Here is a 17,648-nt window from a genome sequence, read left to right as displayed (position 1 = left end):
AGAAACCATTAACTGACACAACAACACTAAACACACTATCAACTCATGCGCATTATTCTTGGATTATGCTGTTTGCTGCTTGGCTTTCAGTTTGTTCACGCTCAATCTTCAGACCTACTGTTCTTTTCAGGATTGGAGGAAACACAATCAGAAGAAAACATTCCATTTATCCTGCTTGAGGATTCACTGCAACAGCTGACGCCCCAAGATGCTCGTGAGAAGTTGACGGCAATTGCTGACACTGCACCACAGTTAATGCATTTCAGCAGCAGCAGAAAGGTCAATTATTGGCTGATGGTCAGTATCACAAACCCTTCGCACACCACCTTGCACCAAACGCTCAAGCTGTCAGGATGGGGAGAGATTGACGCATGGGACTTTAATTCGCTGGAACATTTGGAACAGACCGGAAAGCTGAGCCTACATGCCAACCGCCTACAGAAAGATGCCATTCCACTGCTTATCCATGAACAGTCATCGGTGACGCTTTTACTCAAGCTAAGTGCAAAAGTGAGTATTCTGGAACAGGAAAAAGCACAGGTACAACTACTACCTGCCCGTACCTATGAGCTGACACAATACCGCAAGCAGTTTATCCAGACACTTTTTATCGGAATTATACTGGTAATGGCCCTCTACAACCTGCTGATTTTCCTGACCATTCGGGATATCAGCTATTTCTATTTTGTGCTATCCATTGCCGGCATTGGTCTTTATATGATGTTCTATCACGGACTGAATCTTGTATTTCTGTGGCCCAAGGCTCCTTACTGGGATGCCCACAGCTTTACATTGATCGTTCCGTTGACGGGTGTAGCCAGAACACTGTTTACCAGAAAGTACCTGCATCTGAGAGAGTTTCTTCCCGCTTGGGACAAGGCGCTGATCTGGCTCACTTTTGCCTACATTATCCCAATCGGGTTAGGCATAGTCAGCTATACCACTAAATGGGACTTTCTTCAGGAAGCCACACAAGCCATTGGATTGATCGGTGCTACTGTATTGGTCAGCATGATTGTGACAGCGTTTCTCGTTTACCGCAAAGGCTATATCCCTGCCATCTATTTTATGGTAGCCAATTTCCTTTTTGTTGTTGGCGCATTACTGCTGATCCTGCAAGAGGTATCTATCCTGCCAGCAAGCTCGCTGATCAGTCATTCCACACAAGTGGGCGTTGTATCACAGGTAATCCTGTTTTCATTGGGTTTGGCTGACAGGTTTAAAAGGTCTCAGCAGGAAGCATTGGAAAGAAAGCTGGAGAAGGAAAGACTAGAAAAGGAGAAAGAGCGTGAGAAACAACAGCTGATTGCCGGACAAAAAGCGGAGCTTAAAAAGCAGGTGGAGGAAAGAACCAAAGAACTGGCAGAAGCAGTCACCCAGCTACAGGAATCAGAACAGTCACTGAAAGCATTGAATGCACTAAAGGACAGGCTATTTTCCATTATCTCACATGACCTGAGAAGTCCATTGGCCACCTTTGATTCCTTTCTTAATCTGCTGCTTCACCACAGTCACCGCCTATCACAGGAAGAGATGAAAGAGATTGCTGCCGAAACCAACAAGTCATTGCAGAACCTTTCTGACTTACTGGAAAACCTGTTGCAATGGTCTCGGGCACAATTGCAGGAAAACCGCTATGAGGAAAGCACATTTGACATCAGGGAACTGATCGATAAAAACAACACCCTTTACAGCTCTACTGCCAAGGAAAAAGGCATCACACTTGAGATGTGTATTCCTGAAAAGCCAATAATAGTCAGAGGGGATTACCGCATGCTTGATTTTGTAATTCGAAACCTGATCAATAACGCCATCAAGTTTACGGATAGCAATGGAAAAGTAACTGCACAAGTAAAACTACAGGACAAGAAATGTTTGATCAGCATTGAGGACACAGGTGTCGGACTTTCAGAAGAGCAAATTGAAATGATCAAAAAAGCAAAAGGAAATTATACCACACTAGGCACCAAGGATGAAAAAGGAATTGGATTGGGACTGATGCTTTGCAGGGATTTTTTGAAGATTCATACTGCTCAACTGCAAATTAAATCTACGACTGGTGAAGGAAGTATTTTTGGGTTTGAACTAAGTCCTGACTAGATCAAACCCAAAAATAAGTTTCTTATTGCTTCTCCATTTCCAACACGATAGGTGTATCATTGAAGGCAAAGAAATATTTTCCCTGCTGCTGCATCACAGACATGCGCATATGATTATAATGATCACTTTCTGTACCGATCATTAACATCTGTGTTTGTCCATCAAATTTCCATTTTGAATTGGACATTACAGGAATCAACTCCTTCATCATATCACTTGCGCTTTCCTGAAACTCAAGGGAAAAGTTACCGTCAGCCTTGAACTCAAACTTAGCATACATAAAACCGTCCCGCATCATGTCCATCACTTGCTTTACATCAGGAGGTAATTGCTCAACTGGACTTCCTGTCCCCTTTACAATCCACTTGCCGACCAGAGCAGACTGATCAACCTTTTGTGCCATCGCAACATTAGCCATTAGCACCAACAAAACCACCAATAACTTTTTAATCATCTTTTTAATATTTATTCTTTCATATTTTTTAAAAACAACGCAAATAATTAAAAACCTGACACTTACATCAACATCCAATTAATTGTCAGCTATTTTGAATTAAGAATAATCAAAAATTCTAAATATATTCAATTAATACTTATTTACATTTTATTATAATTGAACATTATTAGCACATTTTCAAATTTTAAAGATTATAATTCAATGTTAAAACAAATCATTTTTTTAGCACTTTCGGCGTGCCTTTTTTCATCTTGTGCATCAAGTTTTAAATCAATTACCCCAAATTCATTTAACTACTCTAACCAATCAAATAGTGATGAGGTTCTTTTTTCATACAAATATGATATTTTAAATGAGAGGGGAAATAAAAAGTATTTCAAAAAAGAAGCTAAAAAAGGTATAAAAGTTGTTGCGGTCAAAATTGTCAACAATTCAAATGAGACACTTACAGTAGGTCAAAACCTAAAACTTTACTCTGGCAATAATGAAGTGAATATTTTACAACCATCGTTTGTACATTCACAGCTTCGCCAGCATACAGAACTTCATATTCTTTATCTGTTACTGACTCCTGTCAAACTATACACCTCAAATTCCAACGGAGATACTAACACCTATTCAATTGGTTATGGTTTAGGACCAGGTCTAACTGCATTAAATATGGGTATTGCAGCAGGTGCTAACTCAAACTTCAAGAATGAACTGGAGCAGTATTTTTTAAATGGAAAATCGATTCAGCCTGGTGAGACCGTTTATGGTATTGTTGGTCTTGTAGATTCAGGTTACAATCCTCTATCAATCAAAAAAACAAGCAACAACATCCTGTAACTTCACAATGCAGCCTCTGTTAATTCAGTTGAAATTAACAGAGGCTTTCTCTTTAAAAACTACAACCTGCTCCCCTACCATTCTACGGTAATCAATTCCCCAACCCAAGAAGCTTGGATTGTCAATAAAGTTGTTCCTCTTTCCTATTGTTGCCCCTATGCTATAATTGAAGTTCATATACGGTGCTAATTACCTGAATAACTCAATCACTGAATCGTTAAGTTGTAGTGATATTGTCATTTTAACAATTGATAGGACTTTGCTATTTTTTGAGGATGTATATTAACAATTTGTTACTATTAGACAGATAAAATCTTAAATCCACACAATTACACAGTAAAGAAAATGAATAGACTTTTTCATCAACTACTACGCTGCTTGCCACTAATGGCAATGGTGTTTGCTTGTTCCTCTGATAAAGATGCTACAAGCATTCAAAAAGCAGAGATTGTACCCCAACCCAAATCCATACAGTACCAAGAAGGCAAGTTTGTCTTAAACCAAGATACACCTATCATTTACCCTGAAGGTGATCCGGTATTGGAGAAAACTGCTGAACTGCTGCAAGGCTATATCATGGGTGCATTGGGATTTGCTCCTAAAATTGCAGCAGGAACACCAAGTGATGACGGCATTGTACTGACAGCTGCCAATCAGGATGCATCAGAAGCTTATGAGCTGACGGTTTCCAATGACCGAATACTGATAAATGGTCAATCTGCAAAAGGGACATTCTATGGTGTGCAGTCTTTGAGACAACTTATTCCTGCCAAAGCCAAAGGAAATGAGGTAGCGATCTCAGCCATGCAGATTCAGGATTCACCACGATTCAGTTACAGAGGCATGCACTTGGATGTGGCCAGACACTTCTTTGACACCGACTTTGTCAAAACCTATATTGACCTGATTGCCATGCACAAGATGAATACTTTTCATTGGCACCTAACGGAAGATCAAGGATGGAGAATTGAGATCAAGAAATACCCTAAACTAACCTCAGTAGGAAGCCAGAGAAAGGAAACTGTTGTGGGACATGCAGGCAGAAGCAATGAGTATGATGGTCAACCTTATGGTGGCTTCTATACTCAGGAAGAGATCAAGGAAATTGTACAATACGCTCAAGACAGGTTTATCACGGTTATCCCTGAGATTGAGCTTCCGGGACACTCACTTGCTGCACTGGCAGCCTACCCACAGTTCGGTTGTAAAGGAGAACATTACGATGTAGCCACTACTTTTGGCATCTTTGACGAGGTATATTGTGCGGGTAACGACAGTACCTTCCTTTTCCTTCAGGATGTACTGGATGAAGTTGTCGCACTGTTCCCTAGTGAGTATATCCACATCGGTGGTGATGAATGCCCTAAGGCTTCGTGGGAAAATTGCCCTAAATGTCAGGCTCGAATCAATTCGGAAGGACTGGAAGACGAGCATGAACTACAAAGTTACTTTATCAGAAGAATTGAAAAATACCTGAACAGCAAAGGCAGACAGATTATCGGATGGGATGAGATTCTTGAAGGCGGTCTGGCTCCAAATGCCACTGTTATGTCTTGGAGAGGTATGCATGGTGGTATTGAGGCAGCACGTCAGAAACACGATGTGATCATGACACCAGGAAGCCACGTTTACTTTGACCATTACCAGTCTTTGGATAAGGAAGTGGAACCTTTGGCAATTGGAGGTTTTACTACAGTCAGCAAAGTTTACGAGTTTGAACCAGTTCCTGAAGAACTTTCGGAAGAAGAACAACAATATGTAAAAGGTGCTCAGGCAAATGTCTGGACGGAGTATATGAAATCTTCAGAGCAGGTGGAATATATGATCCTGCCAAGAATGGCGGCCCTTTCAGAGGTATTGTGGTCAGCCAAAGAAGACCGTAACCTTGAGGATTTCAAACCTCGTTTGTTGCATGCCATCAGCTATTATGAGCAGATGGGACTTAACTACGCCAAACATATCTTTGATGCTGAGATAGCAGCTTCTCCAAACCCTGAGACAGGTAAAGTGGAAGTAGCCCTTTCGACATTCAGCAGTGAACCGATTTATTATACACTTGATGGTTCGGAGCCTAATCAGCAAAGTGAACAATACAAGGGGGAGAAACTGTCAATCGATAAACCTGTGACACTAAAGGCAACCACTTTCCTGAATGGAGAGAAAGGCATGGTGAAATCAGAAACGATTCAGTTGAACATAGCCAGCTTCAAGCCGATGCAATTGTTGAAAGCGCCTTCTTCCAGATATGAGAAATATACGCCTGCCTTGAATGACGGACTGAGAGGTATCATGAACTTTGGCAGTGGTGCTTGGGTAGGTTTCCTGCATGGCGATCTTGAAGCCGTAATTGACCTGAAACAACCTACTGAAATATCTGAAGTAAAAGTCGGAACGCTGGTGCAGGCAGGCAGCTGGATTTTTGGAGCACGTTCCTTGAAGGTTTATACATCTGATGATGGGAAAGCATATAAGGAAGTGGCCTCAGAGACATTTCCTGAGACAACACAGGAACAGAAGGACATGATCACTGACCTGACAGCCAGCTTTGACAAGGTATCTGCCCATTACCTTAAAGTAGTGGTAGAAAGACAGGACAAGCTTCCTGAATGGCATAAAGGAAGCGGACAAAACGCTTACCTTTTTGTAGATGAGATTATCGTCCAATAGTGAAAAAAAGAGGTTCCTGCGACAACAGGAACCTCTTTGCTTATAACATTTAACTGAATCCATATTACACCACCTATTTCCCCCTCATAAAGGCATACTTCCTCATATCTTTCCCTCTCTCTGAATAAGATCATCCACCCATAGATTAATTCTATTTCTTCAAACAAATGTTAGAATATTAATATCTTTGATGCATCAGCTATTTTTAAATAAGTGTGTGACATCTAATATTCTATTATGCTGGAAATTAAAGAAATCAATTCAATTAAAGGACACGAGTCTCACCTTGAAGCACTCCTTAAAGACTGTGTTGACAGTGGTGCATCTGTCGGGTTTATCACACCATTTGATTTGCAAGAAGCCAAAGACTATTGGGCTGGTGTTGAAGCAGGTCTGCAATCCAAATCACGTAAGCTTTTCATTGCACAGGAAGGTGATGCCGTGATTGGGGCTGTACAGCTTTCACTTTGCCACAAGGCAAACGGCTCACACCGTGGTGAAGTGGAGAAACTGATGGTACATACAGTATCAAGAGGGAAAGGTGTCAGCAAAAAACTGATGGCACTGATGGAGGAAACAGCCAAAGAACTTGGTCTGCTGCTGCTTGTACTGGACACCCGTTTTGGGGATGTTGCCTCTACCCTATACAGCAACATCGGTTATCAGGAAGCAGGACAGATTCCTGACTTTGCCAGAAGCTCAGATGGTAAACTGGAAGCAACGGTTTATTTCTATAAGCAACTCTAGGCAATAAAAAAATCGTGATGACTGCTGCAGTCATCACGATGTTATATGAAAATTCTTTGGTCGTACTTTATAACGAAACTACCTCTCCATCTTCAGGGATGGTGACAACTTCTTCCAAACCTTTTTCCTTCAGTATTTTTGAAAGTACCTCACGTGTTTCCAGACAGTGATTGACCGTATCAAGATGTACTGCTACAATCTTTGTGTTTGGCGCGTAGTCATGCACCTTGATCAGGTCTTTGTGTGACATCGTGATCGGGTCACCTTGCAGAAACTGTGCACTACCCATATTCAGTACGGTCATATCAGGATGGTAAATGTCCAGTGCCTTGCTCACCTCAGGATGCCAGATGGTATCCCCTGCCACATAAATGGATTGTCCTTCAAACTCAAAAACAAAACCCGATACAATTCCCATCAACTTTGCCAACTCTCCTGTACCGTGTTCGCCACCAGTTCTGTGAATAGTAATTCCTTCCCATTCAATTGTATCTGCAATAGGGGTTACAGTGGTAAAGCCCTGTCCTTCGAGCAACTGCTTATCAGGAACCTGACAGAATAGTGGCTTGTCTTTTGGAATCAGCTGCATGGCAATCGGGTCCCAATGGTCAGGGTGTGTATGAGTGATAAAAACAGCATCTACCTCATCCACCAGCTTTTCCAGTTCTGCTTTGCTGATCGGCAAATCCACCATCGGAATGCGCATATCATTGCCTGCATTGGGAATTGGGTCAAATGCATCCTTTTCTCCCAACATAGGGTCTAACAACAGCTTTTTGCCTGCTATATTGATTACAAGTGTTGCATGTCTTAAAAGTTGAATACTTGCCTTGTGTGCCATTTTTCTCAGGTTATTGTCAAACAATATTTTAATGATGCACAATGATAGCGCGAACAAGCCGAGCTGTCAATTACCTACTTTTTTGTGGGTATCTTCATTGACTCCTTTTTCAATCACGCTCTAATATTTAACATTTATTCAATCTTCTATTTCCTTAGAAAGTTCACGCTTTTCCAAATTACAGGCAGCTCTTTCCATCAGGTACTCACGCCCTACTTCCTGCATAATGCCCAATGCTTCAATAATTCTTTTTCCCTTATCTGCCGTAATAAAGTACTCCACCCTCAAAGGATAGCCCTCAAAAGTATGCTTGTCTACCAAACCAAACTTCCTTAACTCATTCAGTTGCTCCAGCAGCATCTTCTGGCTAATTCCTTTGATATCTTTCTCCAGCTGCGACAGGGATACTTTTCCATATATATAAATCTGCCAAAGGATAACAGTCTTCCATTTCCCTTTCAGAATATCATGTACTATTTCCAGTGGACAGGTAAACTCTTTTCGGATTTTCATTCTAGATCGTTCAAGCGTAATTGCCTTGATTAATTGTTTCTCTTATCAAGTAACATCCGCATTTTATTTATTGTTTGCCTGAATATTATATCTAGCCCTGAGGTTAGGTATCACGTTTATAGGGCTGTGTGATATGATCTTTTAGATATAAAGATAAAAATAAGGCAGCTTCCTTTAATGGAAACTGCCTTGTTTATAAATAAGAAAGCCTATTATGAAATAACCTCAAAGTCTATTTCATATGTGGCTAGCCCTACATTACAACCAGCCTGTTCTAAAGCATCTTTTAAACGTTCAGAAATAAAAAAGTTAATGCCAAATACAAAAATATCCCATGGTTCATTAAGCATTACTTTCTCAGGGTATATCATTCTATCTTCATCTAGAAACTTACTTGTATTAACTTTAAGTATTTCTTCCTTGTCTTGGAAACTAAGTTTGGATTGATATACAATATTAGGTCTAAAACTTTTTGATTCTTTGAAAAGTGAATTTCTATAATTAAAGTTTCCCCAAAACCAATATGGTTCAATCATTTTTGGAAAAAAAACCTTATAAGGTTTTTTCCCCCCTTTATAAGCAACCAAAGAATCATATATAAAATTCTCTGGTAAAGTGTGTGTTTTTAATACTTGCCAAAATCTTTTGGAAATAACCAAATAATTTCCACTTGGCTCGGGCCACATATTCCACAACAAGTTATGTTGCCAATTATAGATATCCTGAAATTCAGGCTCTGAAGGTGCTTCCTGAGAACTATCATAAATCAAGGTCAGCGGTATCACAGGTGCCTCCTCCCAACGATTTTGATTACCGTGTATATCTAAGTTTTCTTTTAGTTTATAGTCGTTATCTACCTGCTCTGTATGCATAACGACCCATAAGGCTTTCATACTTATTTCATAATACTTCATATCAAATACTGTTTTGGTCTACAATTTCTTGAACTGCTCTTATCATATCTTTAGGCTCAGCAGGCTTGCCAAATAAGTCATTGATATTTTTAGTTCCTTTCACACTTTGCTCCATCAGTTCCTGCTTTAATGCATGGGTTAGTTTCTTAATTTCAGCTTGCATTACCCCCACTGGTGCAAGTATTAGTATTTCAAAGGAGCATAGCGAGTGCCGAATTACGCTACTTGTGCCTAAAATAATTAATAGCTCTTCTTCACCTAAAAAATCAATCCCTTGCTAATAGTAGTAAAATATTAAGCATAAGTAACACCCTGCTACATTCGCTTCACTCGCTTATTGAGCTAATATCTGCATTTGTGGGAAGACAAAGGACTAAAGTCCTTTGCTATTGAATATTGTACTTTCAGCACAATATAGGGTTACCGATTTAAATCATTCCATGGAATGGACGATAAGTAAAGTTGTTTGCTGTTTGACTTGGTTTTAAATCTTCTTTGTTGTGTTTAACTAAATGTACATTACCCGCTATGTCATCCTGTTCAATTGCAACAGTTATAGGCATCTGCATAAAAAAAGGGAACCGAAGCTCCCTTTCTTTTTTGTCTTTATAAGTGATTGACTTGTTTATTATATAAGCTAATGGTAATGTGTTCCTTATGCAAATGTTGGCACTGCTTTAAAAAACAACAGGTCTTAGTGTGAGATACTAAGACCTGTTAGGGATGAAAGCCAATTGCTTATGCTTTATACTTCTCCTAAATCTTAAGCACAAGTAACGCTCTTCTGCATTCGGTTCGAACACTGATTGAGTTAATAGAAGCTTCCTTGCTTAATCAATGTGGAAAGTGGTTGTATTGAATGCTATTCATCATCTGAAAATTTCACTTCAAAATCTAACTCCTGAATAGTAACGCCTTTAAGGTTTGCTGATTCTATTGCATTCTTTAAACGTTCAGATATCAGAGTAATCATAGATCCTTTTGGTAAAGGAAGTAAATCAAAACCCTTCATATGATTTTGTAAAACAAGCTTTTGATACTTCAATCTCGCCCGTTTTGCAACATTCTTCCCAAATTCACGTCCCCCCTTAAAAGATGAAAATGAGTAAGAGTCTTCTCCAAGAGGCTCTTGTTGCCTAGAAAGCAACCCTATAACATACCTATATCTTGTCTTCTCTGCATCCACTACCTTACTTTCTTCTCGATCCAAGTATTGCCAAACCCAATAATCGTCCCTTAATTCATTTCGCACTTTAAGTCTGGATTTATAAAACTTAAATTCAGGTATTTGTAATGGATCTACTGTATCCTTGAACTTTTGTGATACCGTATAAAAATTACCATTATGAGGTTCATTATATATCCAATACATAATATCCGAAAATACCATTTCAACTCCCTCTGGGGGGGTTGTTGTAATATCATCCACTACATCGTCTGTCTTTACAACAGCTAATAATGGATCAAACTCTACCTCTTCGGGATAAAAGTCAGTGCTATCGGTAGACTTTTGATAAAGAATTTCATCTCTGTTTTTGATATCAGAGGCTGTTATATAAACATGCCTTCTACTGTCAGAAACAACACCTTCTATAAAATTAATTTCTAACTTGAAGTATCTCATAATGAGTCTATATCATTAATAGTTCCTACTGTTTTTGGTGAAGTATACTCATCCTTGAAAATCGCTTTTAAATCATCGATTAAATCTGTTATTGATTGCATATTATCAAAAGTTCCATCATCTATTAACTTTTCAATAAATTTATCATAACCATCATGGCTTCTAGCTGTACCCCTGTGGACTTCTTTTCCCCACTGGTGTAAGTATTAGTATTTCAAGGGAGCATAGCGAGTGCAGAAATACGCTACTTGTGCCTAAAATAATTAATAGCTCTTCTTCACCTAAAGAATCAATCCCTTGCTAATAGTAGTAAAATATTAAGCATAAGTAACACCCTGCAACATTCGCTTCACTCGCTTATTGAGCTAATATCTGCATTTGTGGGAAGACAAAGGACTAAAGTCCTTTGCTATTGAATATTGTACTTTCAGCACAATATAGGGTTACCGATTTAAATCATTCATGGAATGAACGATAAGTAAAGTTCTTTGCTGTTTGACTTTGCTTTATATCTTCTTTATTGTGTTTAACTAAATGTACATTACCCCGCTATGTCATCCTGTTCAATTGCAACAGTTATAGGTATCTGCATAAAAAAAGGGAACCGAAGCCCCCTTTCTTTTTTTGTCTTTAAAAGTGATTGACTTGTTTGATATATAAACTAATGGTAATGTGTTCCTTATGCAAATGTTGGTACTGTTTTAAAAAACAACAGGTCTTAGTGTTTGACACTAAGACCTGTTAGGAGTGAAAGCCAATGGCTTAAATGTTAGCTCTAATAGGACTTAGTATCTAAAAAGAACAAACCACCAAGTTTTCACACTCGATGGCTTGTTTTATATTCTCTACTATTCCCTATGTTGTGGCTCGATTCGGGACAGAGTCCCTTGAAGACGATTTCAAACTCGACGAAGTCAAGTTCGATTAAGCAAATGCTCAACTATTGGGGAGATATTCTTTGTATTTTAAATAAGTTTGTATCAATCATTGGATAATTAGAGGTAATCTTTAAGTCTAAATCATTGGATTGATTAAATAGGTAATGTGTTAAAGTCATAAAACCACCTTCTTCGAACCCAACAATTATCCCCACTTCATTTGGGAGCTCCATGTATTTATAATTCGAAAAATACTGCTGATAAACAACGTCAATAAAAGCAGCTTTTTTATTGATTATCATACTACTTAAATCTTCACTATACTCAGCTAATGTATATGGATAGATTTCATTATCATTAAGGTAGTAGTCTTCATTCACTTCTCCTTTCTCACTTTTTTCTAACCAAGTGACAATTGAATTTAATTCATCTTGACCATTTAAACCTATAATCCTACCTGAATATAACTCTATTAGTAAAGCTCCTTCAATACTTGAAAAGTTCTCCCCAATTACAACCTTATATAAACTACATCTTATCAGGTCTTTCACCTTATCACTAAATAAAATCTCAAGCAAACTAATGTTTTTTGAAATTACTCTTTCCTTGTTATATTTTAAAAAGTCCATTAATTATTTTTTTGTACTACTTCAATTAATAAGTCAATCATCCTAATGTTCTTATTGTTAGGGGCTACATTCTCATAAACATCTAATGGATCTGCAATTACGACTCTTCCATTTTTATCAATTAAAAATTGTAAATCGTTGATTTGTATTTTTTTTACTTGTCATAATTGACTTAATTTTTCTCAAGTCTACAACACTGCTTTGATTGATAAATTCTGAACGACCAACAATAGTAGGCTTCTTTTTAACCACCTTAACAAGGTCCTTTGAACCTTGGACATACCCCCACTGGCGTAAGTATTAGTATTTCAAGGGAGCATAGCGAGTGGAGAATACGCTACTTGTGCCTAAAATAATTAATCGCTCATCTTCCCATTAAAAAATCAATTTCTTGCTAATAGTAGTAAAATATTAAGCATAAGTAACACCCTGCTACATTCGCTTCACTCGCTTATTGAGCTAATTTCTGCATTAGTGGGAAGACAAAGGACTAAAGTCCTTTGCTATTGAATATTGTACTTTCAGCACAATATAGGGTTACCGATTTAAATCATTCATGGAATGAACGATAAGTAAAGTTCTTTGCTGTTTGACTTTGCTTTATATCTTCTTTATTGTGTTTAACTAAATGTACATTACCCCGCTATGTCATCCTGTTCAATTACAACAGTTATAGGCATCTGCATAAAAAAAGGGAACCGAAGCTCCCTTTCTTTTTTGTCTTTATAAGTGATTAACTTATTTATTATATAAGCTAACGGTAATGTGTATCTAATGCAAATGTTGGTGCTGTTTTAAAAAAACAACAGGTCTTAGTGTGAGATACTAAGACCTGTTAGGAGTGAAAGCCAATGGCTTATATTTTATGCTTCCCTTAAATATTAAGCACAAGTAACGTACAACTACATTCGTTTAGCTGCGGTGTTAAGTTGATACTTAAACTAATGAGAAATAAACAAGGCAGCTTCCTTTGATGGAAACTGCCTTGTTTATAAATAAGAAAGCCTATTATGAAATAACCTCAAAGTCTATTTCATATTTGGCTAGCCCTACATTACAACCAGCCTGTTCTAAAGCATCTTTTAAACGTTCAGAAATAAAAAAGTTAATGCCAAATACAAAAATATCCCATGGTTCATTAAGCATTACTTTCTCAGGGTATATCATTCTATCTTCATCTAGAAACTTACTTGTATTAACTTTAAGTATTTCTTCCTTGTCTTGGAAACTAAGTTTGGATTGATATACAATATTAGGTCTAAAACTTTTTGATTCTTTGAAAAGTGAATTTCTATAATTAAAGTTTTCCCAAAACCAATATGGTTCAATCATTTTTGGAAAAAAAACCTTATAAGGTTTTTTTTCCCCTTTATAAGCAACCAAAGAATCATATATAAAATTCTCTGGTAAAGTGTGTGTTTTTAATACTTGCCAAAATCTTTTGGAAATAACCAAATAATTTCCACTTGGCTCTGGCCACATATTCCACAACAAGTTATGTTGCCAATTATAGATATCCTGAAATTCAGGCTCTGAAGGAGCTTCCTGGGAACTATCATAAATCAAGGTCAGCGGTATCACAGGTGCCTCCTCCCAACGACTTTGATTACCGTGTATATCTAAGTTTTCTTTTAGTTTATAGTCGTTATCTACCTGCTCTGTATGCATAACGACCCAACGTATTTTTTTACTTATTTTATAGTATTTCATTTTTATTGATTGAATCTGTCAATAATACTTTTAACAGCATTTATCAGAACATCCTCATCATCAGACTTTCCAAATAAGTCATTGACATTTTTAGTTCCTTTCACACTTTGCTCCATCAGTTCCTGCTTTAATGCATGGGTTAGTTTCTTAATTTCAGCTTGCATTACCCCCACTGGTGCAAGTATTAGTATTTCAAGGGAGCATAGCGAGTGCAGAAATACGCTACTTGTGCTAAAGTAAATAAACACTCCCCATCTCCGACAATATTGATTTCAAAAAAACGGCAATATACTTTAAAGGTATATTGCCGCTTTGATTTTTCAATTTCTAAATGTGTTATGCATACCTTGCTCTGATACTGTTGGTTACCACTGAGATGGAACTCAATGACATGGCAGCTGCCGCAATCATTGGACTGAGCAAAATGCCAAATGCCGGATACAGTATGCCTGCCGCTACAGGAATTGCAATCACATTGTAGAAGAAGGCAAAAAACAGGTTCTGCTTGATGGTATTCATGGTCTGTTTGGAGATCGTTACGGCATCCGAAAGGGTTTGTAAATCCCCATGTACCAAGGTGACTGAACCACTTTGCATGGCGACATCGGTTCCTGTTCCCATTGCAATACCTATATCTGCTTTGGCTAAGGCTGGCGCATCATTGATACCATCACCTACCATCCCGACTTTTTTACCTTGAAGTTGCAGTTCTTCAATGACTTTCAGCTTGTCTTCAGGCAAGAGTTCAGCCTTGTAATGTTTTATTCCTGCCTGTCCAGCGATAAACTTGGCTACTGGTTCCTGATCTCCTGTCAGCATCCAAACCTCTTTTTTGGAAGCATTGAACTCATCCAATACATCTTTGACTTCTTCCTTCAGGACATCTTCTACAACAAAACCACAAGCATAAATCCCATCTCTTGCAACCAATACTACTGTTCCACTACTGGACAAGTCCTCATCTGAGACCGCAATTCCGACTTCTTCAAGCATCCTGTAATTCCCGACTCTGTACTGGTGACCGCTTACCTCTGCTGCTATACCTTTTCCTGCAAAGGTTTCTATCTTATCCACCTCTGGTTTGATGAGTTCTCTTTCATGAAGGTAAGTAGTCAGGGCATAAGCCAATGGGTGATCAGATTGTGACTCGATTGCCAATACAGCCTGCAATACTTCTTCTTTTTCATGTTGTGTTAGGTCTACCTTCCACACCTCTTTTGTAACGACAGGCTGACCTTTTGTAATGGTGCCTGTCTTGTCCAAAGCAATCACATCCAGTTCACTCAGTCTCTGAAGGCTTTCAGCATCCTTGAACAACACACCTCTGCTTGCTGCCTTCCCCACACCTACCATTACAGCGGTCGGGGTAGCCAATCCCAAAGCACACGGGCAAGATATAATCAGGACTGATACCAATACTGACAAAGCAAAGGTAAATGATGTCCCTACTAGGAAATACCAAACGGCAAATGCCAATACGGCTATTACAATAACCACAGGTACAAAAACACCTGAAACCTTATCTGCCAAATGCTGAACCGGAGCCTTACTGCCCTGTGCCTGTTTGACCATACCAACAATCTGAGAAAGCATCGTGTCCTTTCCTACCTTATCTGCGATCATGGTCAGGACACCGCTCTTGTTGATTGTAGCACCAATCAGGGTATTTCCCCTTTCTTTAGAAACAGGAACCGACTCGCCTGTAATCATGCTTTCATCCACAGTGGAAGTCCCCCTGATTACCCTGCCATCTACTGGAATCTTCTCTCCTGCCTTAATCATCAGGCGGTCTCCTACCTTGACCTCTTCTATCGGCACTTTGACCTCTTCACCATTTCTAATCACTGTCGCCATTTTAGCGCCCAGTTCCATCAGTGCATGCAATGCTGCCGAAGTCTTGCTTTTGGCTCTCGCCTCAAAGTATTTCCCTACTAGAATCAGCGTAATGATCATGGTCGCTGCCTCATAGTAAACTCCTTTTTCCCCATGCTCAAAAAGGTCAGGAAAGAAAGTCAGTACCGCACTGTATATAAAAGCAACGGAAGTTCCCAATGCTACCAACGTATCCATATTGGCAGAAAAATGGCGTGCATGTCTCAAAGCTGAAACAAAGAAGTCCCTGCCACTATAAAACAATACGGGTAGCGACAATCCAAACATCAGGTAAGGTGCATACGGCACGTGCCAAGGTCCCATGGCTATCAGCATGACTATCGATGCAAAAACGACTGCTACAATTAGTTTCCGTCTTGCTTCCGTTGCTCCCTTTATCACATCTCCCTCGCCATCTGCTACTGATACATGCTCTTGCTGAATACTGTAACCCAACTGCTCCAACAAGGGAGAAAATCGCGCTATATCCGTTTCCTTCTCATCATACTCAACCATCACCGAATGGTTGGCGTAGCTTGCCTGCACTTCCCGAATGCCTTTCTGTTTCTTGAGTTGCCGCTCAATGATGTTGGCACATGAAGCACAGGTCATACCATTTACGGAGAGTGTCTCTTTCATATCTGTAGTAATTAGGATCAAGACATTAGACACAAGGTATAATACTGTACACTTCGACACCTAAAGTCCTGACCCTTATGCCATAAATTTAAGCCTTCTCAATCTTGAAACCTGCTTTCTTGATAGCGTCCATTACCAGTTCTGCTGTCAGTTCTCCTTCTTCTCCTTCAACCGTCAGTACCTTGTCAGGATTGTCCGTATCCACACTCCAGTTGATAATCGCAAATTCTTCATTCAATGTAGGTGTAACAGACTTGATACAGTTTCCACAATTGATATTGGTCTTGAATTTCAGTGTTTTCATTTTGATCTGTTTGTTATACAAAACTCTTGGTATTATTTAATAACACAAATGACGCAATTTCTTCTTAAGAGATCGTGAATAAACACCATTTATCCTGATTTCTTGATCCTAGAGCCCTTTTCATACTTGGTTTACTTTTTGTACGGAATTGCTTAACAAATTCAAACATTTGTTAAGCAACTAAGATAATTACAATATTATATTCTATTAGACGTAGATATTGTACTATTTTACAAACAATCCATTTTAATTAACCAATCAACTAATGTTACCTATATCATTCACAACCTTGAAAGAAAAACCAAAACCAATTCAAACCCCTTCCAAAAGCGATTTGCTGCTTCAAGCTACGAGACGAAAGGATCATGATTCAGTCAAAAGACTATTGGATGAGAATGCGGAAGTGAACGTACAGGACATCAAAGGCAGAACACCACTGTTTATTGCTGTACAACAAAATGACCTAAAATCGGCTACACATCTTGTCATGAAAGGTGCAGATGTCAACATTCAGGACAGCACATTGGACAACCCTTTACTTTATGCAGGAGCAAAAGGAAGGTTTGAAATGTTGAAACTGATGATTGAGTTTGGCAAGCCTGATTTTACCATTTACAACCGCTATGGGGGCACTCCGCTGATTCCGGCGTGTGAATTTGGGTTTCTGGACTCAGTAAAGCTGTTGCTTAATACTGATATCAACATCAACCATGTCAACAACTTAGGTTGGACTGCTCTTATGGAAACTATTATCCTGAGCAATGGCGGTGAGGTTCACCAACAGATTCTGTCCTTGTTGATTGAAGCTGGTGCTGATATTAACCTGAGTGACAAAGCAGGTATTACACCATTGAAGCATGCCTCCAAAATGGGCTTTAAGGAGATGGAAAAAACCTTGCTTGAGGCTGGTGCCCAATAACGTTGG

The 17,648-nt window shown here is 38.9% G+C and carries 17 protein-coding genes; 5 read left to right on the top strand and 12 right to left on the bottom strand.

The genetic code is table 11. The annotated features are described in order from the left end of the window. Positions 1-45 precede the first annotated feature (45 nt). On the top strand, positions 46-2,100 hold the full coding sequence (locus V6R21_RS11325; RefSeq protein ID WP_334243720.1) for a sensor histidine kinase: 2,055 nt from the start codon (positions 46-48) through the stop codon (positions 2,098-2,100). Positions 2,101-2,122: 22 nt separating this feature from the next. On the opposite strand, the gene V6R21_RS11320 is transcribed toward V6R21_RS11325, so the two are convergent. Continuing rightward, on the bottom strand, positions 2,123-2,554 hold the full coding sequence (locus V6R21_RS11320) for a hypothetical protein (RefSeq protein ID WP_334243719.1): 432 nt from the start codon (positions 2,552-2,554) through the stop codon (positions 2,123-2,125). A gap of 204 nt (positions 2,555-2,758) precedes the next feature. Here V6R21_RS11320 and V6R21_RS11315 point away from each other — a divergent pair, with 204 nt between their 5' ends. Beyond that, positions 2,759-3,385, top strand: a complete 627-nt coding sequence (locus tag V6R21_RS11315) for a hypothetical protein (RefSeq protein ID WP_334243718.1) — start codon at positions 2,759-2,761, stop codon at positions 3,383-3,385. Positions 3,386-3,409: 24 nt separating this feature from the next. Here the strand turns inward: V6R21_RS11315 and V6R21_RS11310 are convergent, their stop codons facing one another. Next, positions 3,410-3,562, bottom strand: coding sequence for a hypothetical protein (locus tag V6R21_RS11310; protein ID WP_334243717.1), 153 nt, complete (start codon positions 3,560-3,562; stop codon positions 3,410-3,412). A gap of 168 nt (positions 3,563-3,730) precedes the next feature. Between V6R21_RS11310 and V6R21_RS11305 the strand changes: the two genes are divergently transcribed. Continuing rightward, positions 3,731-6,052, top strand: a complete 2,322-nt coding sequence (locus V6R21_RS11305; protein ID WP_334243716.1) for a glycoside hydrolase family 20 protein — start codon at positions 3,731-3,733, stop codon at positions 6,050-6,052. A 237-nt stretch (positions 6,053-6,289) separates the two neighbouring features. Beyond that, entirely contained in the window at positions 6,290-6,799 is a 510-nt protein-coding gene (locus V6R21_RS11300; protein ID WP_334243715.1) for a GNAT family N-acetyltransferase, read from the top strand. 67 nt (positions 6,800-6,866) lie between these two features. On the opposite strand, the gene V6R21_RS11295 is transcribed toward V6R21_RS11300, so the two are convergent. The 10 genes from V6R21_RS11295 to V6R21_RS11250 form a co-directional block, all read right to left on the bottom strand. After that, a complete protein-coding gene (locus V6R21_RS11295) occupies positions 6,867-7,640 on the bottom strand; it encodes an MBL fold metallo-hydrolase (RefSeq protein WP_334243714.1) in 774 nt (257 codons plus the stop codon). Positions 7,641-7,778: 138 nt separating this feature from the next. Further along, positions 7,779-8,153: a winged helix-turn-helix transcriptional regulator gene (locus V6R21_RS11290; RefSeq protein ID WP_334243713.1), complete on the bottom strand. Its 375-nt coding sequence runs from the start codon at positions 8,151-8,153 to the stop codon at positions 7,779-7,781. A gap of 212 nt (positions 8,154-8,365) precedes the next feature. Then, a complete protein-coding gene (locus V6R21_RS11285) occupies positions 8,366-9,067 on the bottom strand; it encodes a hypothetical protein (RefSeq protein ID WP_334243712.1) in 702 nt (233 codons plus the stop codon). Position 9,068: 1 nt separating this feature from the next. Beyond that, entirely contained in the window at positions 9,069-9,230 is a 162-nt protein-coding gene (locus V6R21_RS11280) for a hypothetical protein (RefSeq protein WP_334243711.1), read from the bottom strand. 699 nt (positions 9,231-9,929) lie between these two features. Next, entirely contained in the window at positions 9,930-10,691 is a 762-nt protein-coding gene (locus V6R21_RS11275) for a hypothetical protein (RefSeq protein ID WP_334243710.1), read from the bottom strand. Positions 10,692-11,631: 940 nt separating this feature from the next. Continuing rightward, entirely contained in the window at positions 11,632-12,198 is a 567-nt protein-coding gene (locus tag V6R21_RS11270) for a hypothetical protein (protein WP_334243709.1), read from the bottom strand. 1,008 nt (positions 12,199-13,206) lie between these two features. Continuing rightward, on the bottom strand, positions 13,207-13,908 hold the full coding sequence (locus V6R21_RS11265) for a hypothetical protein (protein WP_334243708.1): 702 nt from the start codon (positions 13,906-13,908) through the stop codon (positions 13,207-13,209). Between the two features lie 2 nt (positions 13,909-13,910). Next, the gene (locus tag V6R21_RS11260; protein ID WP_334243707.1) at positions 13,911-14,072 is read right to left on the bottom strand and encodes a hypothetical protein; all 162 of its coding nucleotides are present in this window, start codon (positions 14,070-14,072) and stop codon (positions 13,911-13,913) included. Positions 14,073-14,244: 172 nt separating this feature from the next. Continuing rightward, the gene (locus tag V6R21_RS11255) at positions 14,245-16,419 is read right to left on the bottom strand and encodes a heavy metal translocating P-type ATPase (RefSeq protein ID WP_334243706.1); all 2,175 of its coding nucleotides are present in this window, start codon (positions 16,417-16,419) and stop codon (positions 14,245-14,247) included. A gap of 88 nt (positions 16,420-16,507) precedes the next feature. After that, positions 16,508-16,723: a heavy-metal-associated domain-containing protein gene (locus tag V6R21_RS11250; protein WP_334243705.1), complete on the bottom strand. Its 216-nt coding sequence runs from the start codon at positions 16,721-16,723 to the stop codon at positions 16,508-16,510. Positions 16,724-16,988: 265 nt separating this feature from the next. Here V6R21_RS11250 and V6R21_RS11245 point away from each other — a divergent pair, with 265 nt between their 5' ends. Then, positions 16,989-17,642, top strand: coding sequence for an ankyrin repeat domain-containing protein (locus V6R21_RS11245; RefSeq protein WP_334243704.1), 654 nt, complete (start codon positions 16,989-16,991; stop codon positions 17,640-17,642). Positions 17,643-17,648 lie beyond the last annotated feature (6 nt).

Source organism: Limibacter armeniacum (genome assembly GCF_036880985.1).
Classification (GTDB): domain Bacteria; phylum Bacteroidota; class Bacteroidia; order Cytophagales; family Flammeovirgaceae; genus Limibacter; species Limibacter armeniacum.
Note: the sequence above shows the minus strand (reverse complement) of the source record. Positions and strands in the feature narration are given on the sequence as shown.